Origin of the sequence: Chitinophaga horti (genome assembly GCF_022867795.2) — a bacterium.
GTDB classification, from domain to species: domain Bacteria; phylum Bacteroidota; class Bacteroidia; order Chitinophagales; family Chitinophagaceae; genus Chitinophaga; species Chitinophaga horti.
The window spans coordinates 771746-798280 of record NZ_CP107006.1 but is presented as its reverse complement, the minus strand read 5'-3'; the positions used below and the strand labels follow the sequence as shown (position 1 = coordinate 798280).

16 protein-coding genes are annotated in these 26535 nt (G+C 51.0%); 2 read left to right on the top strand and 14 right to left on the bottom strand.

Annotation, left to right across the window (positions count from 1 at the left end):
* Positions 1-19: 19 nt before the first annotated feature.
* From MKQ68_RS03420 to MKQ68_RS03410, 3 genes are all read right to left on the bottom strand, one after another.
* A complete protein-coding gene (locus MKQ68_RS03420) occupies positions 20-3277 on the bottom strand; it encodes a TonB-dependent receptor (RefSeq protein ID WP_264282089.1) in 3258 nt (1085 codons plus the stop codon).
* A 346-nt stretch (positions 3278-3623) separates the two neighbouring features.
* On the bottom strand, positions 3624-4766 hold the full coding sequence (locus tag MKQ68_RS03415; protein WP_264282088.1) for a FecR family protein: 1143 nt from the start codon (positions 4764-4766) through the stop codon (positions 3624-3626).
* A gap of 72 nt (positions 4767-4838) precedes the next feature.
* Entirely contained in the window at positions 4839-5441 is a 603-nt protein-coding gene (locus MKQ68_RS03410; RefSeq protein WP_244841784.1) for an RNA polymerase sigma factor, read from the bottom strand.
* A 254-nt stretch (positions 5442-5695) separates the two neighbouring features.
* Between MKQ68_RS03410 and MKQ68_RS03405 the strand changes: the two genes are divergently transcribed.
* Positions 5696-6811, top strand: coding sequence for an OmpA family protein (locus tag MKQ68_RS03405; protein WP_264282087.1), 1116 nt, complete (start codon positions 5696-5698; stop codon positions 6809-6811).
* Positions 6812-6920: 109 nt separating this feature from the next.
* On the opposite strand, the gene MKQ68_RS03400 is transcribed toward MKQ68_RS03405, so the two are convergent.
* The 9 genes from MKQ68_RS03400 to MKQ68_RS03360 all read right to left on the bottom strand — a co-directional run bounded on the left by MKQ68_RS03400 (position 6921) and on the right by MKQ68_RS03360 (position 21950).
* Positions 6921-9497 carry a S9 family peptidase gene (locus tag MKQ68_RS03400; RefSeq protein ID WP_264282086.1) on the bottom strand — a complete coding sequence of 859 codons (2577 nt, stop codon included), beginning with the start codon at positions 9495-9497 and terminating at the stop codon, positions 6921-6923.
* Positions 9497-11458: a TlpA family protein disulfide reductase gene (locus tag MKQ68_RS03395; RefSeq protein WP_264282085.1), complete on the bottom strand. Its 1962-nt coding sequence runs from the start codon at positions 11456-11458 to the stop codon at positions 9497-9499. The genes MKQ68_RS03400 and MKQ68_RS03395 overlap by 1 nt, the downstream gene beginning before the upstream one ends.
* Positions 11459-11539: 81 nt before the next feature.
* Entirely contained in the window at positions 11540-12907 is a 1368-nt protein-coding gene (locus MKQ68_RS03390; RefSeq protein ID WP_264282084.1) for a RagB/SusD family nutrient uptake outer membrane protein, read from the bottom strand.
* A 13-nt stretch (positions 12908-12920) separates the two neighbouring features.
* Positions 12921-16466 carry a SusC/RagA family TonB-linked outer membrane protein gene (locus MKQ68_RS03385; protein WP_264282083.1) on the bottom strand — a complete coding sequence of 1182 codons (3546 nt, stop codon included), beginning with the start codon at positions 16464-16466 and terminating at the stop codon, positions 12921-12923.
* Positions 16467-16727: 261 nt separating this feature from the next.
* A complete protein-coding gene (locus MKQ68_RS03380) occupies positions 16728-17852 on the bottom strand; it encodes a FecR family protein (protein WP_264282082.1) in 1125 nt (374 codons plus the stop codon).
* A 63-nt stretch (positions 17853-17915) separates the two neighbouring features.
* The gene (locus tag MKQ68_RS03375) at positions 17916-18530 is read right to left on the bottom strand and encodes an RNA polymerase sigma factor (RefSeq protein ID WP_264282081.1); all 615 of its coding nucleotides are present in this window, start codon (positions 18528-18530) and stop codon (positions 17916-17918) included.
* An 85-nt stretch (positions 18531-18615) separates the two neighbouring features.
* Positions 18616-20049 carry an exo-beta-N-acetylmuramidase NamZ family protein gene (locus tag MKQ68_RS03370; protein ID WP_264282080.1) on the bottom strand — a complete coding sequence of 478 codons (1434 nt, stop codon included), beginning with the start codon at positions 20047-20049 and terminating at the stop codon, positions 18616-18618.
* A 54-nt stretch (positions 20050-20103) separates the two neighbouring features.
* Positions 20104-21522, bottom strand: coding sequence for a Gfo/Idh/MocA family oxidoreductase (locus tag MKQ68_RS03365; RefSeq protein WP_264282079.1), 1419 nt, complete (start codon positions 21520-21522; stop codon positions 20104-20106).
* A 20-nt stretch (positions 21523-21542) separates the two neighbouring features.
* Positions 21543-21950, bottom strand: coding sequence for a c-type cytochrome (locus tag MKQ68_RS03360; protein ID WP_264282078.1), 408 nt, complete (start codon positions 21948-21950; stop codon positions 21543-21545).
* Positions 21951-22229: 279 nt separating this feature from the next.
* Here MKQ68_RS03360 and MKQ68_RS03355 point away from each other — a divergent pair, with 279 nt between their 5' ends.
* Positions 22230-24614, top strand: a complete 2385-nt coding sequence (locus tag MKQ68_RS03355; RefSeq protein ID WP_264282077.1) for an ABC transporter permease — start codon at positions 22230-22232, stop codon at positions 24612-24614.
* Between the two features lie 164 nt (positions 24615-24778).
* Here MKQ68_RS03355 and MKQ68_RS03350 read toward each other — a convergent pair whose 3' ends face one another.
* Complete coding sequence (locus tag MKQ68_RS03350) at positions 24779-25915, bottom strand: hypothetical protein (protein WP_264282076.1); 1137 nt, start codon at positions 25913-25915, stop codon at positions 24779-24781.
* 2 nt (positions 25916-25917) lie between these two features.
* Positions 25918-26448, bottom strand: coding sequence for a hypothetical protein (locus MKQ68_RS03345; RefSeq protein WP_264282075.1), 531 nt, complete (start codon positions 26446-26448; stop codon positions 25918-25920).
* Positions 26449-26535: the final 87 nt, after the last annotated feature.

Sequence of the window (26535 nt, the reverse complement as noted above, 5' to 3'; positions counted from 1 at the left end):
GATTATATGGTAAAACAAATCAGAACCCGCAACGGATGCCGAATGTGACAGACTTATTCGTTGGATAGATCGCGTAATCGATACCCTGGTTAATAGAGTTAGATCCTCCATACGCATTTACTTCCGGATCGTACCAGGAGTATTTGGTAAACGTGATCAGGTTCTGGCCGCTGGCATATACTTGGGCAGATTTAAACCCTTTCCAGCCCCAGTCCTTCACAGGCAGGTTGTAAGCCAGCTGGATGTTTTTAAAGCGCAGGTAAGTACCGTCTTCCACGAAACGGGTCGACATATTAGCCGACAGTGTACGACTGATCTTCGGATACTTCGCGTTAGGATTCTCCGCTGTCCAGTGATCTTCGAATACTTCCTTCGGGAGGTTCAGACCCATGCCAAGGTCCATGGAGGATGCCTTGTTCAGGTTGAATATGTCGTTACCATACGAACCTTGCACGAATACGGTCAGCTCCAATCCTTTCCAACTGGTTACGGAGTTGAGGCCGTAAATGAAGTCTGGGTTGGGATCGCCGATGATCATTTTATCGGCTGCACTGATGGCGCCATCTTTCGTTACATCTTCATAAGCCAGGTTGCCTGTAGAGGTATAACCAATTTCTTTATAACCGTAAAATACGCCTAACGGCTCGCCTTCCCGTAACAGGTTTACGGCATCGTTTAACGAACCGGTGTAGAACGCGCTACCGTAAATGTCTTGCCCATCGTACAATTTCACAACTTTATTACGGTTGAACGCGATGTTACCGTTCATTGTCCAGCTTACATCGTTTTTCAGGATCACCGCATCAATGCCCAGTTCGATGCCTTTGTTTTCCATCTCCCCTACGTTCTTCAGTGTGGTTTGATAACCGGAGGAACGTGGCAGGAATACGGTATTGAGTACGTTCACGGTTTTCTTGCGATAATAGTCGAATGTCAGACGCAAATCGTTTTTAAACAAACCTACTTCCGCACCAATATCCATCTGGCGGGTTACTTCCCATTTAAGGTCGCCGGGCAATACGGTGCCAGGTGCGTAGGATACGAATAGCGCATCTCCGAAAATGGTGTTATTGGACCCCAAGAGGTTCAACGTTTGATAAGGACCCAGCGATGTATTACCGGAGAGGCCGTAAGTCGCTCTCACCTTCAAATCAGAAATCAATTCGGATTTCTTCAGAAATTCCTCGTTAGAAGCTTTCCAGGCCACGGCTGCAGACGGAAAATTCTCCCACTGGTTCTGTTTCGAATAGCGGGAAGAACCATCGCGACGGATGCTCGCCGTGAAAAGGTATTTATCATTCAGCGTATAATTTAACCTGCCGAGATAAGATAACAGCACCCATTTGGAATATCCACTACCCGGAATGCCTGGCGTACTGGCCCCCTGGATGTTTCCAGTGCCCAACACATCACTCAGGAAGCCGGCACCAGAGCCATTGAGGCTGGTGGTTACGTTATCCTGGTAAGTGAACCCAGCCAGCGCGGTAAATGAATGTTTGCCAAACTCCTTCTGATAAGTAGCGGTGTTTTCGCTCAGCATACCTGTTTGCTGCGTGGTAGCGATATTTGCGTTACCTACAGAGTTTACAGTCGGCTCAATATTCGAGTATTGGTCTGTGCGATCGTTGATATTATCTATACCGCCGGAAAGACGAATGGTCAGGCCATCCAACGGTTTAATCATCACTGCTGCATTCGCAAATACCCGATCGCTTTTAATCACGTCGCGCTGTTCGTTAATAAAGACCAGTGGGTTGATGATTGCGTTGGAGATAAACGGATAAGCCGTATTCAGCCTGCGATACGTACCATTGGGAAGATAAGGCGTTACAGAAGGCGGCGCCATCAGCATGGCAGATATCAGGTCGCTACCGCGGTTGCCCAAACCTGAGTTCTGGCGCGCGCTGTTCAGGCGGGTAAGAATGCTGTTGAACGATACGGTGAATACTTTATTGATGTCATGCTCGATGTTGGCGCGCAGGTTATAACGTTTGTAGTCGCTGGAACGGATAATACCTTCCTGCAGGAATGCGCTGGTACCGAGTGAGAATTTTGTTTTTTGTGTACCGCCGTTCACAGTAGCATTTACGGTGTAGATAGGTGCTTTACGCAATACCAGGTCCTGCCAGTCGGTGCCTTTTACGCCACCCAGGCTATCGATATACGGTTGGGTGAAATAAGGTGCCAGTCCGTCGTTCTTCGCCTGCTCGTTATACAGTAACGCGTATTGCTGCGCGTTCATCAAAGGCATCTTTTTAGATACCATCTGCTGTGTGTAACTGGCATCGATATCTACCGAAGTAAAATCATTTTTACGCCCGCTTTTGGTCGTGATCATCACCACACCGTTTGCGCCACGGGAGCCGTAGATAGCTGTTGAAGATGCATCTTTCAGAATTTCGACGGAGGCGATATCGGAGTTTTGAAGGAACGTAGGATTACCATTGTAAGGAAATCCGTCGATCACATAAAGCGGATCGTTGCCACCAAGAATAGAGTTCGTACCTCTTATCCTGATGCTGACGCCGCCACCCGGTGCGCCACCGTTCTGCATTACCCTTACGCCGGCAGCGCGGCCATTCAGGGCCTGCATCACGTTCGTAGTGGGGAAAGCTGTAATGTCTTTAGACTTTACCTGCGACAGCGAACCGGTAAGATCGCTTTTACGCACGGTGCCATAACCTACCACTACAATTTCGTCTGTCACATTCACCTGGTCAGCCAACTGTATTTCAATGGGCTGCGCATTTACCACCTGTACATCCTGACTTTTGTAACCCAGGTAAGAAATGGTAAGTACAGCACCACGTGCCACCCGAAGGGAAAAGAAGCCTTTCACATCGGTAGCGGTACCTTTCCCCGTGGCTTTGTCTACCACGGTAGCACCGGGCAAAGGTTCGTTTTTCGAATCGGTGACGCGCCCTTCGGCTTTCACCGTCGTATCCTGGAGCAGCACTTTCACTGGTCCCAGGTTCATGTATAGGTCTTTCTGTTTGATGACTACATTTTTGCCTACGATGGAATAGGCCAGCAGCTGATCTTTCAGTGCGGTTTCCATCGCTTTTTCGAGCGGTGTGTTTTTAAAGTCTACCGTTACCTTCGGCGCTTTGTCGATCAGTTGATGATCATAGAAAAATCCGTAGCCGGTTTGTTTTTCAAAATAGCGGAACAACCGCTCCAGGGATATATTACGCTCCGACAACGTAACCTGCTGCGCGTAACCCCGGGCGCTGAGTTGCAGGCAGGCAGACAATAAGAGTAAAACGGTTAGCTTCATAACGAGCAGTGTTTGTGCGTACGGGCGCCTTTTTAAATACCGCGCATGAATAATACTAAAAAGCATAATTTTGGTTTGTTAGGGTAATAAAATCCCGCCCGGCTTTTGCCAGTGGACGTGGAGATGCCAATTAACAGCTGGTGATTGCCCTGATAAATTTCGCCGGGACCGACGGCCATCGGTTCCGGTTTTTTATGGGCTTTGTTCCTAATGTTGTGCGTTGATCTTTTTCATGGTGGATATTTTTTTAGTTACTGATAGCGTGCGTTGATCTTAATGTTGGAAATTCTACTTACTGATAACGTGCGTTGATCCCTGGCGGTAGACATATTTTAAACCGGATATTCTATTGCGTGACGACAATCCGCTTTCCTTCTACCCGGAAGCGTACATTCGTGAGTTCTAACATCTTAAGCACTTCTGTGATACTGCTGTTGCGGGATATTTGTCCGCCAAATTCGCGGTCGGGCACTTTTCCTTCATAGACTATTTCCGCATCATACCAGCGGCCGATCTGCCGCAGTACCCCTTCTAACGGTTCGTGGTTAAACTGGAAGTACCCGTTTTTCCAGGCGACTACCTGCTCCAGGTTCACCCCTTCGCGTAACTGTAACGCCTGTGTACCGCGCGCTTCCGCCTGCTGGCCCGGCCGCAGATGCAGGGAACTGCTCCCCTGCATGACCTTCACCGCCCCTTGTAACAAAGTGGTGCGCACATGCTGCTCGTCCGCATAAGCCATCACGTTAAAGTGTGTACCCAACACCTGTACGGTCATATCATCCACCTTTACCCTGAAAGGTTGCTGACTGTTCTGCGCGATTTCGAAATAGGCCTCGCCCTTCAACTGCACTTCGCGCTCAGGCCCGTCAAATACCGTAGGAAAACGCAGGCTGGAAGCGGCGTTCAACCATACTTCCGAACCATCGGGCAGCTGAATGCGGTACTGGCCGCCGCGGGGCGTTACCAGTGTATTATACCCGGCCGCCTGTTTGGCGCCGTTGGCCTGGTAGGCGAGTTGACCATTATTCAGTTTGATAACCTGTACGTTACCCTGACTGGCAATGGCACCATTACCGGCACTGTCAAGTGTGATCTGGCTGCCATCAGCCAGCGTCAGCATGGCCTTATTACCACCCGGAAGAACTGCCGGAGCTTGTTGCGCCGTGGGCATCAGCGGCTTGACAGTGGGCGTAACGTTCATATAGAAAAGCCCGGCAGCAGCCAGGAATAACACGGCAGCGGCGGCGGCATACGGTAACAGTCTGCGATAAAGTGGTTTACGGAGAATGGCCTTACGCACCCGGTCCATCTGCGCACGATCGGATAGTCCGTGCAGCTGCGGATTGGCGAGCATGCCGCCAATTGCAGATTCCCATTGCCGGCGGAGATTTTCGTCCTGCAATGAGTCCAGCAGCCGGGAAAGCTCTTCCTGGCTCAGGTCGTCGTTGAGATACTTTTCCAGTAAAGCGGAAAATGTGTGCTGGTCCATAACGTGAAATACCGGTTACAGATTAAAGACGCATCAACATAAAGAAGGGAGGTGCCGGGGGTAAAAATATTTTTATCTGCCCCAAAAGAGAAGTCCCCATAAGAGTATAAGTGCCCCGGAAGGATTGTTAGCCAGCGCTTTACGTAGCGTGGCGATGGCCTGCACAATATAACTTTTGATCGTGACCCGCGATAAACCCATGGCCACGGCAATCTCCTCGTGGCGCATGCCCTCGAAGCGACTCAGTTTAAAAGCCTTTTGCTGCTGCGGCGGCAACTGTTGGATCACGTGCATCACACGCTGCTCCAGTTCCCGGAACTCTGCCTGCTCGTCTACCCCCGCCCCTTCCGTTTCCCGGAAAGTTTGCAGCAGGTAGTCGCGGTAGGCCTTGCCGGAAGAAAGTTTACGCAGGCGGGTGTAGATGGTGTTGCGGGCGGCGATGAACAGGAAGTTCTCCAGCTTTTCCACTGCAGCCATGGACGCGCGTTTTTCCCAAAGCATGGTAAACACATCCTGCGCCACATCTTCGGCCAGTGATGGCGATTTGGTCAGTATTAAGGCGGTGGAGTAAATTGGGTCCCAGTAACGTTCGAAGAGGAGCTGGTATGCATGCTGGTCACCACCTGCAAGCAGGCGTAACAAGGTACTTTCACTATGTGGAAGATACTGCATCATGTTACAACGTGGATGGGTTCACTCAGTTTGTACTAAAGTACAAAAAATAATTACTTACGAAACATAATTATTCATCCGCCGATTTCAGCAACCGATCCCCCGAATGCTGCATTTCAGACACCGAACAGCACACTTAAAACGGCCACCACAAATGGTTACAGCCTCCGTAGAATCACTGAATTAATGAACCTAAGGATAGTACTGCGTTTTCTACCTAAGTGAAAAGATAGCTTTGCATCTACAACCCCGACAATATGCGAAAACTGATTATTTTGCCCCTGCTGGCCTGTTTATGGCAGCCACTCAACGCCCAGGATACCCTGCTGGCGACTTACTCCCGGTTTGACTTCGTGCCTGGTGAAAAGGTGATTTACGCCGAAGATTTTGCCTCCGATGCTACGGGCGAATTGCCTGTAAACTGGAATACTAATGCAAACGGCTCCGTGATTGCTATGGCAGATAAAAGTAAATGGCTGCACCTGGCGGTCGGCAATTATCTGAGTGGCACGAAAGCCAAAGACTTCGGCCCGAACTTCACCGTAGAATTTGACATGTTGCTGAACGTAGTCCCTAAAATGGGCTACTACCTGCCGCCACTCACCTTCGGCTTGTTTGCTTCCGGTAAAGAAGATCCGGGTGCCAACCCCTTCCTCACGCACCAGTTCCAGTACAACTCGTTTTCTGTAAAGATCGATCCTAAGGAGAATGAAAATACGATGGCGCGCATCCACAGTTATGAAAACAAAAAAGAAACCTTTTTTGGAGAAAAGAAAGTGAGCAAATATGGTGCAACGCTGCGTAAGGTGGCCCATTATGCCATTTCGGTACAAGGCACCCGGCTGCGTATCTGGATCAATGAAGATAAAGTGTTCGACCTGCCTCGCGGTGTGAATACCAGCACGCCTTTTAACCAGTTGTACTTCCGCGTGGAAACGACAGGCGGCTTTCCGGACGAGGCGTTCCAGTACCTGGTAGGCAACATCAAAGTGGCTGCCGGCCTGCCCGACACGCGCTCTAAACTCGTAACCACCGGCAAGTTTTCGACGACGGGCATTTTGTTCGACGTGAACTCCGACAAGATCAAAGCGACTTCACATGGTACGCTGAAGGAAATAGCGGCAGTGCTTACGGAGAACCCGGAACTCAAAGTAAAGATCGTCGGCCATACGGATGCAGACGGCGTACCCGCCGCCAATGTTGCTTTATCAAAGAAAAGAGCAGAAGCGGTAAAAACTTACCTGGTGGAACAATTTGGTATCGATGCGACGCTGCTGAGTACAGACGGTAAGGGTGCAAGCGTACCAGTAGGCGATAATAAAACGGTATTGGGTAAGGCGAATAACAGGCGGGTGGAATTTGTGAAGATATAAAAACAGCATCCCGTCCTGAGGGGGACGGGATGCTTCTGTTACCAAAATCTACATAGTGCCTCCGGGCTAAACAACCCCGGGCCGTTAGCCTGTTCGTTTATGAGAAATATTAATAGTCCAGCTTCATATCTACCTTACGATCATCCACCCCAATGCCTTCTTTCATCCACCTTGGCATAGGTTTGCCCTTCAGATAGTGGTCGAAGTATTGGGTCATACGGGCAGTCCAGTCCTGCTGGGGGCCTAATTCCTCTAACGTATGGTTCTGCCCTTTGTAGTTCAGCAACCACGCCGGCTTTTGCATGCGACGCATCGCGTAAAATAAGTCCAGGCCCTGTGTAAAGGCCACTGCGCCATCTTTGTCGTTATGCAGGATCAGTAGCGGACTGGTAATCTTATCGGCGTTAAGGATGGGGGAATTAAGCAGATAGGCCGCTTTGTCCTCCCACATGGTTTTACCGATACGATACTGATCTACCTCCGGCTTAAACAGCCCGGGCGCGCCGTTCGAACGCATCGAGGTATAGTTGTAAGTCATGTTTACCACTCCCGCGCCTACGTTCACACACTTGAACAAATATGTTTTCGTCGCGATGTAGGCCACTTCGAAACCAGAGAAGCTATGTCCCTGTAATCCGATACGATCTTTATCTGCGATGCCTGCGGCGATCAGCGCCCGGGTGCCACTCACTACGGCATTAGTCGCATCCTCGCCAGGCTGGCCCACACCAAAGTGTACATCCGGACGAAATACCACATACCCATTGCTCACGAAAGTCGGAATATCGATCGTGCAGGTGCTGTAGTGGGGGGTGAAGTACTCGTGCAAATCGTCTGAATGCGTCTCGTAGAAATTGACGATCACCGGGTATTTTTTCGCAGGATCATAGTGCTCCGGCACATACAGCAAGCCTTGCTGGGCTTTACCGTTCGTGTTTTTCCATTCGAACACCTTTGCTGTACCCCAGCTGTATTGCTGTTGATGCGGGTTAATGTCCGTCAGGCGTTTGGCTGCCTGCATATTACCATTGGCCCACCAAAGATCGGGGTACTGAGAGAAGCTGCCGCGCGTGAAGAGGAAGGCGTTGCGATTACCGGCAACAGCATTCACTTTTACGGAGTACGCAGCCTCGTCTACTAACGCGTCCACTTTCTTAAATGCCGTAAGCCGGTATACGCCGCCGGACTTGGTACGCTCGTTGAAACTTTGCAGCAGCAAGGGTTTGGATAGATCCAACTCGCCGCCATAAGGCGTATTCAGCAACCGGAACGAGATGTTGTGCGCACGACCGTAACCGTTCGTCAGGCTGCGCGGCTTTTCCGCACCGGTAAGGTCAACGGCCCACAGGTCGTAGCGGTCGTAGAATACGGCAGTGTTGCCGCCGTTCAGCCAACCAGCCAAACCATAAGACGTTTCCAACCGCACCATATCTACATCCTCTTTGTGAACGGGGTGGCCAATTTGGGCGGACACATTCTCGAATTTACCCGCTTTCGTGTTCAGCAGCATCCAGGCCTTTTCGGCATGATCGTACAACACAGCGAAACGGCCGTTCGGGCTCCATTGCGGGTTTTCGAGGCCGTGTTTGGCGACCAGCTTACGTTCACCTGTTTTGATGTTGGACATCCAGATATCAAAATGCGCATCGTATACCCAGTCTACTTCCAATTTGTAGGGCGATGGATCACTATATAATACATACTCGAAGGAAGAAGCACCCGGCGCATAAAACTGCCCGGTAAACTCAGGGGCCGCTTCTGCCAGCTGTTTGCTTTGCAGGTCATAGACAAATTTCGCATCGTCCATTACACTCCGGCTGCCCGAACCACGCCGCTGCCGGCGCTGCGACACAGGCTCGTTCCAGGTCCACAGCTCCAGATCTACTGCGTTAGGATCAGCTTTCGCCGGGGGCTTTTGTTTGAATGGCGAACTAATGTCCAGCACCATCTGTTTGGTGGCAGGTGTAATTTCGTATGCCCTTTGGCGTAATTGGTAGCCGGCGGGCACCTTTACATCGTTAAAGTCCAGTAACAACTGAGGTTGTCTGCCTTTCAGCGAAAAATAGTACAGTTGCGCGCCAGCCACAAAAGTACCCTCCTGCTTATCTTTATCGAAAGAGAAATCGCTCACTTCTCCATTGGATACGACGGCATGTTTACCCTTTAACGGGCCCGCTTTCAGTTGTTTATCCTGCTGATAAATAACGGAACGTTCCTGGTCGAACAGTGTCACCCGGCTTACGCCTGCGAACACCGTGCTATCATTCGTATCCACGTTCCACACTACGAGTTGCGAGCGGTTGCTATAAGTAACGAAGGGAGATGCATCTGCCGTGAGAATAAAACTACTGTTCTTCCAATGCAGCCTTTTACCATCCTTCATTCGCATCAGCATCAACGAATCGTTTACCGAATACTTCATCCACTTACCCAGGTTAAAGAAAGTGGGGTCGGACATGCCGGGCATGATGGTATTTTTACCGGAAGCGATGTTGACGAGATGCACTTCTTTCGTCGTATAATCACCTGAGACGCCGTACACCACCCAGTTGCCATCCCACGACATTACCGGGGGGCTCGTCCGTTTCCACAGTTTGTAAGCCGTGGTATCCAATGCCGGCTTCTGCGCGAGGGCTATGCCGCCGGAGAGGCAGCCGGCAATGAACAAAAGCACTAACTTCTTCATTACTTTTCTGCTTTTAATAATTCAATTACGTATGACAGTTCATCTGCCAAACCACTCGGGCTACCCAGGTACCCTTCGGATGTATAGCGGATCAACCCGTTTTTCAGGATCACTTTACGTGGAATAGCAGCAGATTTAAAAACAGGCGTCATGCTTTTAAACACACGGTCTTTGCCCTCGGTGGCCGGGTTCTCATCATCGTACAATACATTAAACGTATAGCCGGAAGAAGTGATATATTTTTTGATATCTGCTTTGTAGTGATCGCCACGCTCCATCGTTGCTACGAAATAGAAGCCGACAGCCGGATCGTTCTTAAACTTGTTAACTGCCAGCTGCATACCTGGGAATGCTGCCTTGCACGGAAAACACCAGGTAGCCCAGTAATCGATCACCACGATCTTATCTTTCCAATCGGCGCTGCTCACCTGCTTACCCTCCATGTTTTCCAGTGAAAACGCGGTGTACGGCTCGTTTATCAGTTCACTTTTGATCTTCTCTTTATCCACAGCAGGTTTCAGCGAAGTGAGGTACGTGTCGAAAGCGTCCGCCTTGCCCTTGTAAGACTTTTTCAGTTTTTCGAGGATAACCGGTGTGGCTGCATTGGCCCGCACACTCGCTTCCATGGCAGGCAATACCTCTTTTTTACGGCCCATACGCTCGAAGATGGTCACACGCGCTTCGTTGAGGCTTGCATTTTTATAAGTGCCTGCTTCAGAAATGTAAGGAAGCAGGGAAGCGGCTGTTTTGTATTCACCTTTACGGGTGAGCATGCCGATGTGTACGGCCAACTTCTCGTCCACCTGCCGGGCGGCCAGTGCCAATGCTTGTTTTGGCGTGTAACGGTCTTCCATGTAAGAGAGGTCGTTCCGCTTTTTGAGAAACTCCGTCATTACAATAACCGACTTATCGTATAACTTTTCGATAGGAATTTTGCCGATCAGGAACGCTCCCACGAAATTATGATGGTACACTTCCGTAAGCGTGGTAAAATCCATTTCCGGCACCAGCGCCGCGAGTTTGGCCGTTTCGTTCCGAGCGACATAGGCTGCTGCCAGGGTACGCTGGATGTTATGATATTGGTAGTGTTGCGTAAACGGCGTATCCTTTTTTGCTTCGCTGATGGGAAAGTCTTTCAGGAACTGTTCCATTGCCGCCATCTTCGCTTCATTCATCTCTCCCCCAAGAAACACTTCATTGTAACGCAGGAAACGGGCCGTGCTGCCTTTCGGGTATTTCGTCAATATCACTTTGCGGATAGAATCGGCCTTTTCATTGTTCTTCAGCTGAAACTTGTAAACGTTGTAGATCGTGTTGTAACCTGCCTCGGTTATATTGTGGAACCGGCCGAACTTCTCCAGGTTACGTGGTGCCTTTTCTTCAAACTCATCGCCCGTACTGATTTTCAGCATAGCGATGTAACTGTCGAAGAAACGCGGCATACTGTCCGGGAATTCCTGCATCTCTTTCCTGATCCACATTTCCAGCGCTTCGTTGTTCAGGTCGAACTTTTCGAAGTAACCACCGGGAGCTTTGTTAAAGGAAGGTTTGCGGAACGTAGCCCAGGCCAATGCACCACCGGGCAGGCGGCCACCTTCTTTGCGAATGGCTGTCGCTACGAAACCACGGTCGTTATTGTTATCGGCATTGCCCTCGTTATCGGTCAGCTTGATGGCGACGAACGCACAGTTTGCAGGCACATGGTAACTGCCGGTCCATTGGCTGCCATGCTTTGTAAAATTTACATCGTCCAGCTGCCAGTGATAGTTATTGAACAGGTAAATGGTACCGTTCACCTGCTGTTTGCCTTCCAGCGGACCGCCCGCGGGGAAGTAGCGAAGATTCATTGGGGTACCCGCCACCGGGATTTCCCAGCCTCTTAAACGGGCACTGTCTTCCTGCGCATTGGCGGCACTATGAACGGTTGCCAGCGTTGCCAGGATACTTAACCATTTTCTCATCTCAGGATCGTTTTTAGCATGGCATCCCCGGGAGCGTCGTTACGCTCTTCCGGGCCGGCCATGGTTATGATTGGATTTTAATTAACGGATGCTTTGTTCAATTTCCGGGTTCAGCAAAATGTACTTGGTGCCAATCGGATAAGTATACCGGGGACTATTAGGCTCCAATATGTATTCTACGCCTTTGAAGCGGCGGGTGACTGTCCTGGCGAAAGCTGCATCTTTATTCAGTCGTTTCTGATCGAACCACCTTAGACCCGTGCCGAAGAACTCGCGTTTACGTTCGTTCACCACGTTCTCCAGCGCCTGCTGTGCGGTGCCTGGCGTGAGTGCTACATAATCGGCGGTGCGGAATCTTCTGGTACGGATCGTATTGAGTATATCCGTCGCCGTAGCCGCGTCGTTGGAACGGGCCGCGCATTCTGCTTTGATCAGCATCATTTCTGGCACACCCGGTCCCTGCGTTACCATGTTCGTTTCGCGGCTATACTTCTGCCGCCAGTAACCGAAGCCGGTAAAGGCCGGTGAGAAGCTGGCACCTGGCCTTACGAACAGCGTATACCGAAGGTCTTTGGTGCCAAGCAGCGACAGCAGGGCAGTATCCAGTTGTACGCCGGCGAAGGGATACGCGTTTGCGTTTACTTTCGAAAAGATCACTTCAGGATCTGCCAGGCGATACGGGAAGCCTGTTGCGCTGGTTTGGTAGGTACGCAAATCGAGCAGGCCACTTTGCAGTGCGAGTGTTTGTTCCGCATAACTGCGCGCATTCGTAAAATCCCGTGTCATCAGGTAAGTACGGGCCAGCAGGCTGTACACTGCCGCTTTGGACGGGCGCGTATTGTAATCAGGCAACGTTGGCAGATCGGCGGCCGCTGCTTTCAGATCAGTAATAATGCGGTCATACACGATCGCTACAGAAGCCCTGTTCAACGGCGTAAACAAGTCGGGTGTGAGCAATACCGGCACGCCCAGGTCTTTGGCGGCCGTGGCGCTATCGTATTGCGGACCATAAATATTCACCAGGCACCAGTAAGCGTAGGCACGATGTGTGAGCGCTTCGGCGTACAACTGGCGTTTGTCGGCATCTGTACCGTTTTTGCTGTCCATCACACCTGCCAATACTTCGTTGCAGGTATAAATCGCTTTATACAGCTTTTCCCAATCGCTGTCACTCTGAGTATCGCCCCAGTACTGGGCCTGCCAGGAATATACGTTGCCCGGGATATCCAGCAGCTGTACCTGTTTAAGGGAGTCGAGAATGCGGGTATCATCGCCGGAGTAAATCGGCATGAAGAAGCCGGCTTCCAGCTGTGAGTTGTTATCCAGGATGGCGCGATAGTCTTTGGTGTAGGTCAGCGTTCGTTTGCCGATCTGATCTATCTCTACGTATTTGCGGCATCCGGTGGCGATCATCGCTGCCGCGGCTATGATATATATAAGTTGTTTCATGGTTGCTCAGGCTTTAGAAGGTTGCATTAATGTTAAACAGGAAGCTCGTTACCGGCGGCATCGAATAATAGTTGCCGTTGGTGTTCACGTACTCCGGATCAATCCCGTCTTTGTTCGCTCTCCAGATCAGGCCGAGGTTACGGGCATTCGCACTGGCAGTAAGACTTTTAAATACACCGCGCGGCAGCAGATGCTGTGGCACCGAATAAGCAAGAGATATCTGTTGCAGGCGGATGTTGTTCGCATTTCTTACCAGGTTGTCGGAATTGGCATAACGGTTAATACTGTTGAAGTTTACATTACTGAGGCCAGGAACCGTGGTATTCGCCTCGTCGCCCGGTTCGCGCCAACGCTCAGCCAAAGCCTGCTGGCGGCCTAATGAACCATAATACTGGCCTGCGAAATTGGGATAATTGGTAATGGCTGGTTTCATGAAGATATGCCCCATGTAGTAAGTCATCTGCACACCCAGGTCGAAGTTTTTGTAACGGAAGTTGTTGAAGAAGCCGCCATGATAAGGCGCTACGCGCAATCCTGCATACTTCAGGTCTTTAATAGTGAAGGCCGAGGTAAGGTTAGTTGTATTGTTGATGATCTTGTTATCCCGATCGTAGATCTGCGTTTGTCCTTTATCATCCAATCCGGCTGAACGGTATACGAAGGCCGAACCCAGCTGGTAGCCCTCTACCGGCACACCGGAAAGCACGTTGTTAGCTACCGTATTTTTATAACGGCTGTCGGTTACTTTCGTTCTGCCATAGCCTAGGTTGAACGTTGACTGAATGCTCCAGTTCTTTTCGTTCAGCGGTCTGCCCGAAATACTGAACTCCACGCCATGGCTTTTAAGTGTAGCCGTATTGAAAGTCATCGTTCCCCAACCGTAAGTAGGATTAAACGGCAGGCTCACCATGATGCCTTCACTGTTTTTCATATACGCATCCGCAGTAATCGATAAACGGTTCTGAAGCAGTCGCAGGTCGGCACCAAAGTTCAGCGTCTTCGTCAGCTCCCATCCCAGTTCCTGGTTAGCCGGGAAAGCGATCGTACCGGTGGGCAGTTGCGTACTGGGATCCGTTGTGTTCAGCTGTATGATGGTTACGTTGTTACCCAGCAAAGGCACAGCGCCGCCGGTACCGTAAGTTACGCGTACATCCAATGCATCCATCCAGGCAGCTCCCTGCAGGAAGGCTTCCTGGGCCAGGCTCCATTTGGCGCCGGCCGACCAGAACGGCTTCGCACGTTTGCTGCGCTCGAGGCCCAACAATGTATAGTCGTCAAAGCGCACGCTGGCGGATACGTTATAGCGATTTTTGTAAGTATAAGCGGCATTACCAAAATAGCTCAGGTAACGATTCTTCTGCTCTCCTACGCCGCCCACATTGTCGCCCAGTTGCTGCGACCAGCCGAACATGGTGGGCAGCTGTGCGGTCGGGTTGATCGTTGCAAAGCTATTCGCATCTGCATCGTAACCATAACGGGTGGTGCCGTAATTTTTATTGTACGTTTCCCTGATTTCCGCACCGGCAATGGCATTCAGCTGATGATCGGTACTAAAACTGTGGTTGATATTCAGCACGCCACGGAAGTTGTAATCATAGGCAGTACCATCGTTGAGTGCGTAACGGCCGCCGTAAGGAAGATTGTACACAGGTTTACCCGTGGTGGGATGCAACGTGGTATAAGTGTTCAGCAACACGCGGCCGGCATAACTGTTTACCTCGTCAATGTACTTATTATTAGTGTTTACGCGCTGGTACATGCCCGATACATCGATGTTCGCCCAATTCGTAAGTTTGATAGCCAAACCTGCGGTCAGGCGTATCTGCTGGCCGGTAGCAGTGCCGCTGGAGTATTGCAGCTCGTCGATTGCGTTGTATGTAAAGGGCAGGTAGCCGCGGCGAACCAGGCTGTCGTTCACTTCTTCGCGCATGGTGATCGAACGACGGATGCGATCGCCGCTTTCATCCACCAGCATGTCATACGGACGAAGGCCTGTACCAAACTGGCTCAGCGCATTGGTGGCAGACAGGTTGGTGATGGATTTGCTGGCCTGGTAGGCGAACCCTGTTCTCAGTTTCACATATTTCTTATAGAAGTCGTTCGTAAAGTTAGCCGTCACAAACGTATTCGTCGACTTGTTAGCACGATAGATCGGAGCATCGTTCGTGTAGCCGCCTGATATATAATAGGAGCTGTTGTCGCCTGCGCCGGAAACAGACAGGTTGTATTGCTGGCTTACTGCGTTACGGAGCAGGTATTTTTCAATCTGCCCGTAGTTACTACGCTGCGCAATGGCAGCAATAGCCGCATCTGCCGCGGCCTGCGTCACCTCACCTCTTTTGGCTTTGTAATACCATTCCTGCACATCACTCGGATTGGGTGTTTGCAACATTGACCACTGGTAGCCGGGCTGCGATTTCGCATCGATCAGGAAACCTTTTTGCAGCATCTCCAATTCGAGGTCTACGTATTCCGCAGTACTCATCCAGTCCAGGTCTTTCATGGCCGGAGGTTTAGATACGCCAAGTGTGGCGGATACATTAATGGACGGCGAAGTACCTCTTTTACCTTTCTTCGTTTCAATCACGATTACGCCGTTAGCGCCACGGGCACCCCATATCGACGTAGCCACCGCATCTTTCAGAAAAGTGATCTGCTCAATATCTCTCGGGTTAAAGGAACTTAAGATCGCGTTATTCGACATCACCGAATTGCTGCGCGTTGTAAGGCGCTGCCTGTCACCGGAAGGTATCTGCGGAAACCCGTCGATCACGATCAGCGGCTCGCTGCCGGCAGCTGCATAGGTATTGGTCGTACGAATCTGGATAATGCCCGATTTTACATCGAATCGCACGCCGGGCACTTTTCCTTCCAGGCTTTCGAGCAGGTCGGGCGTAGGCACCTTTTCCAGTTCTTTTGCCGTCACCACGCTGTAGGAGCCCGTGGCGCGTTCTTTGGAGATCGTCTGGTAACCGGTAGATACTTTAATATCCACGGCATCTATCTCGATAGATTCGCGTTGTAGTACGATCGTGAGATCTGTGCTATTCGCGATCTTAACCTCCTGCGATTTGAAGCCCACGTAACTGATCACCAGTACGTCGCCTATATTCACGGTAATGTCAAACCGGCCATCTTCTTTGTTGATAATGGAACGGGAAGTGCCTTTTACTTTGATAGTAGCGCCGAACAACGGATTGTGGCCATCTGTCACGATACCCTGTACCGGCACGGCTGCGGGTGCAGGCGCCACGTACGGTACATTTACTTTCTTGCTTACGAAAATGGTTTGTTCCCGAACGATAAAGTCCAGCGATTGATCCTTAAAGATCAGGTCGAGGAATTGGTTGAGCGGCATGCTGGTGGCGGATACGTTTACGAGCTGCGCATCTTTCAACAGCTGCAGATCACAAAACACATGATAGCCCGTTTGGGTACGGATGGTTTCAAATGCTTTCTCTAAACGGATGTTTTTGCCGGAAAGCGTCACTGCCTGCGAAACACCTTTTGCACTTACCCCCATAAATGCAACGGTTAAAAGTAAGATGGTTAGTTTCATCACTAACAGAATTTTGGTTGTGAGGCCCCTCGCCTCTTCGTTACTTACAGATCTGGTTGAGAACCGGTGGCGGTCTATGCTGCATACGGACATAGCACGGCCCTGCCGGTTACAAAGCAATTTTTTGCATAACTTGCAATTGGTTAGGTTGATTGAAAAAACAGTTTCCCTTAAATAATTGTCTATCGTTCACCCTGACTTTCGCCGCTCTGAATCCTACCTCAGAGCGGTTTTGGTTTTAGGGATAAAACTCCTTACTGGTTACGGCAATACGATCAGCCGCTTATTTTCTTCTATTCTGAAATTCACACCCGATGCTTTTAAGCCGTCTAACACCTGTGAAAGGTTCAGGTTGCGGCCGATTTCCCCATAAAATTTGTTCACTGGTACGCCTTTCTCATAAACGATCTCGATGTCGTACCACCGCGACAATTGCCGCATTACTTCTTCTACTCCTAATTGGTCAAAGTTGAAAGTGCCGTCCTTCCAGGCCACTACCTGGTTTGTGTTGATATTTTCTTTTACCCTGATACTCGTTTCTATGTCTGCCTGCTGCCCCGGTTGCAACACTACTCCTTCCGTTCCTTTCACCGCGCGGATGCTGCCTTCCAGCAAGGTTGCACGCACCGAAGGCTCATCATCATAAGCATTGAGATTGAAATGTGTGCCCAGCACTTCTACCGTCGCGTTCTTTAATTGTACGCGGAATGGACGGGCAGCGTTTTTAGCTACTTCGAAGTAGGCTTCTCCGTTTACTTCCACCGTTCTGTTCGCGCCTGTAAAGGCCGTTGGATAGCGAATGGAGCTTTTTGCATTCAGCCATACCAGCGAGCCGTCGGGTAGCGTGAGCCGGAACTGGCGGGCCGGTGGCGTGCTGATCGTGTTATAAGCACTGCCGCTTGCCTCATCTGCATGGTAGTGCAGACTACCATTCTGCATCACTACGTTCGTACCTTGCTGATTGGCTACAACACCATCAGCCAAACTGTCCAGCGATACCTGCTGGCCGTTGGCGAGGGTGAGCACCGCGCCGTTTTTGCCGGGCGCCACATCCGCCGAAGCTGTCACCACTACATCCACCGGCTTTGTTGCGGGACGGAGCAGGTAAACACTTCCGGCCACCAGCAACACCGCTGCGGCAGCCCACCACAAGCGGGGTTGCAGCTTACGTACTTTGGCCGGCTCCTGCAAACGTTGCTGCATGGCGGCCAGGAACTCCGGGCTTGCCTCCTGGTAAGCAGGCGGTTGGTCGCCCATTTGTAACAGCTGATGCAGTTCGTCAAGGGTCACCTCCCGGTACCAGGCGAAGAACGACGCTTCTTCCTCCTCGGTAAGTTGACCCGCTTTATATTTGTTAATGAGTGATAGTTTTGTTTGGTCGGTCATATAGGCGCTTGTATACTTCAGACGAAGAAGCAGCCGATTCGTATACGCCTTTCTGCAGATTTTTTATTTTTTCCCGATCCAGAGGAGGAAAATGAGGGAAAGTGGGCCGCCATGCTGCTCCAGCAGCGATTTTAGCGAGTGATAGGCTGCGTAATAATGTTTTTTGACCGTTACGACGGCCAGCCCGTAACGGGCGGCGATATCTTCAAAACTGAGTCCCTCCTCTGTACGCAAAAGGAAGATTTCCCGCCGCTGGGGATCCAGGCGATCGATAGCACCGGTGGCCAGGTCGTGCAGTTCCTTGTATTCGAGATGATCTGGCTCGGGCGACGCGGCACGATGGGCCAGGGCTTCTATGGCCCGAAGATGCACCTTCTGCCGCCGTAGCTGGTCGAATAACAGGTTGCGGGCGATCTTAAAGGCATAGTTCTCGAAAGACTTAACCAGCAACAGTTTTTCCCGCACCTTCCAGATGCGCAGAAAGGTTTCCTGCAGCAGTTCGTCTGTTTCGTCGCTGTTTTGGGTAATGAAGTTGATGGCTGCCTGTAAACTGGGGTAGTAATGGGTGTAAAGCTGCGCATAGGCCAGCTGATCGCCATCGGCGGCTGTCCGCACCAAAAGGTGTTCGTTACTGAGTACTGCCCGGTGCAACTTCGGATGTTCTGAATTAGTGGCCAATCTCCTGCAAGATAAGCAAAGCACCTTGTTTGACCGAAAAACGATTTTCTCCAGCAAAAAAGCCGGCAATGTGCCGGCCTTTTTTTTATGGGTAAATCAAATACTTTGTCCGCATCTGCTTGTAATTACTCAAAGCCGGTTCCCAGCTTTTCCGGATCTCTTCCTCCGGCACATTGTCAATGATCTGCTGCCTGAACTTCGCATCTCCCGTTCTGAAATCTACATTGCCGATCTCTTTGCTGATCGTATAATCGAAAAACTCTTTCTTGTCAGGGTAAGCTGCATACAGCTCCTTGATCAGCGCGATGTTGATCTTCTTTTCCTTTAACAGCTGCTGCAAGTCCGTCTTACGCAGATCGATGCCGTAACACACCTGGTTCATATAAAGCGGTGTTTCCGACATGCCTTTGATGCCGACTGGCGTAAACGAAAATTCGTACTTGCCTTTCAGCTTCGGCGCGCCCACGATGGAGAACGGGAAGTAGGTGCCACGGCCGTAGTTCAGCGTCGTGCCCTCGAAAATACAGGTGGTCGGGTATAACATGATCGCGATCTGTGTATTCAGGTTGGGCGATGGTTTTACGGGCAGCGTGTAATAGGTGTCGTGCGTATAATTCGTTACGGGTATGATCTTCAGTTTACATTGCAGGTTGCGCGGCAGCCAGTGTTCCCCGTTCACCATCTGCGCAAATTCCGCGATGGTCATGCCATGGGTGATAGGGATCGGGAACTGACCGATACCGGATTTCAGCTTCATGTCCAGCACGGGGCCGTCTATGAAATAAGCATTGGGATTGGGCCGGTCGAGGATCAGCAGCTCTTTGTTATTTTCCGCACAGGCTTCCATGAGTTCTGCAAGTGCGTTAATGTTGGTGTAGAACCGGCAGCCTACGTCCTGCACATCGTAGATCATCACGTCCACGTCGGCCAGGTCTTGCTTGCTGGGTTTCCTTTTTGCGCCGTACAGGGAGATGATCGGGATGCCTGTTTTCCTGTCTACCTCGTCCTTCACCACTACACCCGCGCTGTTATTACCGCGGAAGCCATGTTCGGGGCCGAAGACCTTAACGATCTTCACGCCGAGTGACTGCAGGCTGTCCACCAGGTGAGTGTTGCCTATTACGGAAGTTTGGTTGCCGAGGATGGCGACGCGTTTGCCTTTCAGGTAAGGCAGGTATTTTTCGGTTTGGTCCGCGCCGGTTTGGAGTGGGGCGGGGTTGCCTGTTGGTGGTGTTGCAGTGTTAGCACCAGCTGCAGATGCGTTCGTGGAACTTGCAGCACCGGCACCTGCGGATGCGTTGCTCGTCGAAGTCGTAGCACCGCCACCTGGTGTATTGCCCGCGGAACTCGTAGCACCGGCATCTGATGTATTGTCCGATGTCGGTGTTGTTGTGTTAAAACCGCCCGATGGGCCGCCAGAGGATGTCGGTGTTCCCGTGTTAACACCGCCCGCTCCCGCCTTCGGGGCAGCACAGGCCATACAAACAGCCAGCAATGGAATAAGATACATTCGTCTCATAAACATGATTGTGGATACGAAGGAAGCCGCATCGCTGCGGCTTCCTAAAGATAGTTATACTTTGTAGTACTGCTCCCAGCCTTTTCTCGGCGGAGGGCCTACTAATAAATCATTCGCTTTCTTACTGCTGGTAATCACCTTGCGGTTACGATCAAACACGATCTTCTCTCCTGTCCACTGCGCTAACACGCCCAGGCAAAATACCTGGCTGAGCGGACCGGCCACGGAGAACGGTGAGCGGGTTTGCTCTTCGCCCTTACATGCCAGCAGGAAGTTCTTAAAGTGGTTGGATGGGCTCTTCGGTACTTCCGGCAGTTTACCCTCCATTTCTTTTGCCTTTTCCTTCGGGATGATCGACAGCGTGGTGCCGTGGCTGCCTCCTTTAAAGGTGAGGTCTTTACCGTAGATGATCTTACCCGGGTTCAGTTTCGCTTCCTTGATCGGGCCGTTGCTCGGCGGCGGAATGTTTGGATCGAGGCCCTGAACGCCATAGCCGGCAGGGATCGGCGGCAGGTTATCGACGCCATCGTACCAGGTAACGTCCAGCGCGGGCATGTTCTGACGGGCAGGGAACTTAAACACCAGGGTGCTCGACATCGGGTAGAAGAACTTATTATGTCCTGTCAGCTTCACTGGATTTACCTCTGTTGGCAGCCCCAGGTCCAGGAACTGGTGCGCGGTATCCAGGATGTGTGCACCCCAGTCGCCCAGTGCGCCCATACCAAAGTCGTACCAGCAGCGCCATTGACCGTTTACGAAGTCTTTGTTATACTCGTGGCCTTTGGTCGCCATCTGCCAAACATCCCAATCTAACGTGGAGGGTAACTGCTCGGCCGGCGGGAAGGATTTTATGTTCGGGTCCCAGCCATGCCAGCGGCGGGGAGAGTTCATGTGTGCGGTAATAGCAGTTACATCTTTAATGATGCCGGCATCCTTCCAGGCTTTAAACTGGAAGTAGTTGCCTTCGGAGTGACCCTGGTTGCCCATCTGGGTAACCACTTTCGGGTGCTTCTCAGCTGCCTTCATCATCAGCTCTACCTCGTTGAACGTGCGTGCCATCGGCTTTTCCACGTAAACGTGAATACCCAGGCCAATCGCCATCATCGTGATCGGGAAGTGGGAGAAGTCAGGCACACCTACTGTTACGGCGTCGATCTCCTTGCCCATCTTATCGAACATTTCGCGGAAGTCCTGGAAACGACGTGCGTTCGGGAACATCTTCATCACCTCGGTCGTATGCGGTGCGCCCATGTCAACGTCACAAAGCGCTACGATGTTTGCCAGGCCGGTTTTTGCAAACTCTTTGATGATTTCGCCACCGCGATTCCCGATGCCGATACATGCCAGGTTAACTTTATCATTGGCGCCTATTTTACGTGGATTACGCCTGGGGCCCGCCAGCAATATACCAGGAGTGGCTAACGCAGCGGAGGCCAGCATGGCCTGTTTTAGGAACGATCGTCTTGAGTTCATACTCGTTTTTTGTATCAGTTTTAATGTTTACTTTTTCGTTTCGCCCGTATTGGCCGCTCTGGCGCCAGCAACGGTTCTTCTTTACCGCGGTGACAGGTGTAACAAGTCACTTCCAGGTACTTTTTGCTGATCCTGTTCGTCATCCGCATCATATCGCGTGTAATTTCTTTATGCCTGTTCGCATCACTGGCAAAGTCCATCTTACGCGGATCGTCTTTGCTGGCGGCATGACAAAAATTACAACGCACGCCCAATGCTACCTTAAACTCCTGCATCACACTGTCCATCTCCCTTTTAGTCGTCTTTTTCGACAATACCTTCAGGTTCTTAAATCCTGGTTCCTTCGATTCCTGCGTGGGAGAAAGAGAACATAACGTAACGGCAGCCGCCAATGCTGCTACCAATAACAGACCTTGTTTCGATTTCATAGATTGCATTTAAATACCGTGTGAGCTTCCTTATTACTGATAATGATACAAAGTAAAAATGAATCCTAATAGCCGTCTATCATTTTTCCCCGCAACCGCCCGTCAGTCGCCCTGCTTCACGCCCCGCCCCTGGCGGATAAGCAGGTTTTGCACCCGGTAACCTGTCACTTTCGTACATCGATGTACTAAATCCGGACATTTGCTATATTTACATCATACATAATCCACTATTTTCAAATACCCGGTCATACTGGCAGGATGTTCGTAACCCAGCTTACCATGATCAAGAACTATCTCAAAATCGCCTGGAGAAATCTCCTGAAAAATAAGACCTTCTCGCTGGTCAATATTGCGGGCCTGTCACTCGGTATGGCCGTAGCATTACTCATCGGGCTATGGATGCACGATGAGGTAACGTTCAATCGCGCGCACGAAAACCACGACCGCATCGTGGCCATCATGCAGCACCAGACCTTCAACGGCGTGAAGGGAACACAGTCTGCGGTGCCTTACCTGTTGGGCGACGAGATACGCCAGAAGTATGGGCCGGACTTTAAACATGTGGTCATGAGTTCGTGGATGAACACGCTTTCAGTTAATTACGGGGACAATGCCATCAGCGCCAAAAGCTGCTTCTTTGAACCCGCCTTCCCGGAAATGATGTCGCTGAATATGTTGAACGGTACCCGCGCCGGACTCACAGACCCGCACTCCGCAATGCTGTCCGCATCCACCGCAAAAGCATTGTTCGGCGACCAGGACCCGATCGGTAAAGTATTAAAAGTAGCCAACCAGCTTACTGTAAAGGTGACAGGCGTTTACGAGGATTTACCTTACAACACCGCGTTCCGCGAGCTGTCGGTAATCATGCCGTTCGAACTGTTTCTGAGTTCCCAAACCTGGATACGGGAAATGGAAAATCCCTGGCGCTCTAATTTCGTGTGCGCGTACGGACAACTGGCCGATCATGCCGACCTGGAAAAAGTATCTGCTAAAATAAAAGATGTAAAACTGCATAAAGTACGGGCGGATGACGCGGCCTTTAAGCCGGAGATATTCCTTCACCCCATGAGCAAATGGCATTTGTACGGTGACTGGAAAGACGGCTTCAACACCGGCGGGCGCATACAATTCGTTTGGCTGTTCGGCATCATCGGTGCCTTTGTATTGCTGCTCGCCTGCATCAATTTTATGAACCTCAGCACCGCCCGATCCGAGAAACGAGCGAAGGAAGTAGGCATCCGTAAATCCATCGGATCTGTGCGCAGCCAGCTGCTGATGCAGTTTTTTTCGGAATCCATTTTACTGGCGCTGATCAGTTTCGCCATCGCTTTAGTGCTCGTACAACTCAGTCTCCCGCTGTTCAACGAAGTGGCCGACAAGCGCGTTACGCTGCCCCTGCCGTCTCCGCTCTTCTGGCTGACAGGACTGGGCTTCGCGGTGCTGACAGGGGTCCTTGCCGGCAGTTATCCTGCATTATATCTATCTTCCTTTGCCCCGGTGAAAGTATTAAAAGGCACTTATAAGGCAGGCAACCGCGCCGTTACGCCACGACGACTACTCGTGGTACTGCAATTCGCGGTATCCGTCATGCTCATGATCGGTACCGTCGTTGTGTTTAAACAGATCCGGTTTGCGAAAAATCGTCCGGCGGCGTACAATCGCGAGGGATTGATCGCTATTGACATGAACACTCCTGAGCTGGAAAAAAACTTTGCCGTAATCCGCGATGAAATGAAGGCCAGCGGCGCGGTTACCGAAATGGCTTATTCTACAGCCTCCACCACCGACGTTAATGCTATCAACAACGGCTACACGTGGAGGGGCATGGAACCAAGTGCGCAGGGTAACTTCATAGCTATGGGGGCTACACACGATTTCGGCAAAACGATCGGCTGGCAGATTAAAGAGGGCCGCGATTTCTCGCGCGAATACGCTTCCGACTCGTCGGCCATGATTTTAAACGAGGCCGCCGTGAAATTCATGGGCCTGCAACACCCCATAGGCGAAGTGGTGAAAATTGACGGGCGGCCGTATAATGTAGTTGGTGTAATTAAAGATATGGTGATGGAATCACCTTATGCACCCGCATTCCGTACTGCTATTACTTTAGGTTACTCCGGCGGCAGTGTGATCAACGCCAGGCTGAATCCTGCCAAAACTACGGCGGAAGCACTGGCCATTGCAGAAAAGATCTTTAAAAAACATAATCCTGCCACACCATTCAGTTATGCATTTGTGGACGACCAGTATGCGAAGAAGTTCGATGCGGAACAACGCATCGGCAAACTGTCTGCCTTCTTTGCGGTACTCGCGATCTTCATCAGCTGCCTGGGCATGTTTGGTATGGCCACATTCATGGCGGAACAAAAAGTGAAGGAGATCGGCGTGCGCAAAATACTGGGCGCCTCTATCGCACAACTGTGGGCGCTGTTATCGCGAGAGTTCGTGCTGCTCGTAGGCATTGCCCTATTCATCGCCACGCCCACGGCCTGGTTGCTGATGGAACGTTGGCTGGGCAGGTACGATTATCGTACGGATATCACCTGGTCTACGATCGCCATGGTGGCACTGTTCGCGCTGACGATTACGTTAGTGACGATTAGCTACCAGGGTATTAAGGCTGCACTGGCCAATCCGGTGAAAAGTTTGCGGGCGGAGTAACTACGTTATGCCTAACGCGGAGACTACACACGAAGTTTGCTTCGCGCTGCTCGCAATGACGATCAAAGTGTGATCGTCTCCCCACCGTCATTGCGACCGCAGGGAAGCAAACTTCCGCACCAGTCTCCGCGTTCGCAACATACGATGACGCCGCGCGAAAGACGTTACCTCAACTTAAACGGCGTATAAGCGCTCTGTTTACCAAAGCCCATATTTAAACCAAGCATCGAGATCACATTATTGTATTCTCCGAAGTTGCGCCCGAAAGAGCCCACCACATACAGGTTTTCCCAGATGCGGTACTCGATCATGCCGGCTACACGGTCCGTTTTAACGAAGTCGTTGTTGCCATTGCGGTACACGTATTCCACCCCGATCATCAACCGGTCCAACTCAAACTCTGCCCGCGCGCCCAGGTCGATCACCGAGCGGTTATCAGGCAGGTAAAGGCTGTCGAAGCTCGCATTCGTGCAGCGCGCGAGGGCGATGAGGTTGATGAAGTTTTTGTTAGACAGGAAAGCGTTGGCCGATTCGAGCGTCGCATCCTTCCCTAAATTAGTAAGGGGGAATGAAAAACCAATGTTCGTCCAAACACCGGTGCGTTGATGACGACCGCCTTTATTATCCGGGAACGCCAGTGAAGACGCTGCCGCGAATTGCATCTGGAACAACGGGCGGATAGAGCGGAGATCCTTCAGTTTATCCCATGCGGCTTTTGTTTTGGCCCGTAAAGCGTTCGCTTGTCCGGCTGCCGGTTCATCGGGATCGATATCTTCCAGCACGGCGGAAGTAGAATCCATCGCATCTTCCAAAAATATATTCATCAATGCCAGGCGCTTTTTACCATACACTTTGATGAGGTTCACCTTCGCGCCGTAACTGATATGATTGCTGTTAGCCGCCAGCGTGGGCGTACTTACGGAATCCTCGTTATACACCGAAGCAATACTCAGGCTGGCGAACTTCGCATCGGAGAACACATTCTCCTTTAACGCCTTCCCTACTTTATTCAGCCCGGTGATCTGGTAAAATGTATAGCCTTTGTTATTCAACATCCAACCCGGTGCAAACTCGAAGGCGAAGTTTTTCGGGATACTGAGGCCATTGTCGAATAAACTCGTGGTAGACACTGTAAACTCGCGGATCGTTTTAGGTCGTTCGATCGCGGCCGGGCTCACGTCCAGTATCGTAAAGCCGGGCGATACGGGCGGTTTGAGGTTGGAGAGGTCCAGTTCCTGTTTTTGCTGTGCGGCGGCGGTAAGGCTGCCGAGCATCAGTAGGCTGCATATAATCCGGCGCATCGTTAAAGTTGGGGGTTTGGATAAACAAATTGTACCGCTTTGGAAAGGATGATCACCATGCCATCGTCGCTGTGGTCGAATACATCGTCGTAATCATATTCGAATGACTGCTCGCCGTCGATGCCACCGCGAAAAACATAGTTGATGGAAAGGCGCAGGATGTCAAACACATCTTCCCATTTTTCTTCTTCTACCAGCTTGAGGTACGCCGCCCATTTTGCTTCATACTCTTCGTCGGTAGCCGCCTGCAGGATCACCTTCAGGTCGTCGTCGGTCGCAAAGCCAAGATCGAGCGAATGCGCAAAAATGACTTTGCTGCCGATAATGTCCTGCGTAACGCCTACCTGCGATTCGAACAAATTGCCGCTGCCGGCCTGTTCGCCTTTGTTGCCGGTACGACCGATAATTACCTGGGAGCCGGAACGTTTCAGTTTAGCCGTAGAAGTGTTAAATGCCTGCGAACGCATTTTTACTTCGCAGCTTATTTTTGCGGTGGGCTTTACCGGAGAGAGGTAATACACACGTTTTGCCATTTTGGGGAGTTTAAAATTGTTTTTATTTGGGATCGTCTTAGATAATTGGCTGCTTCAAGCGCGGCAAATTACGCTATTTTTCGCATT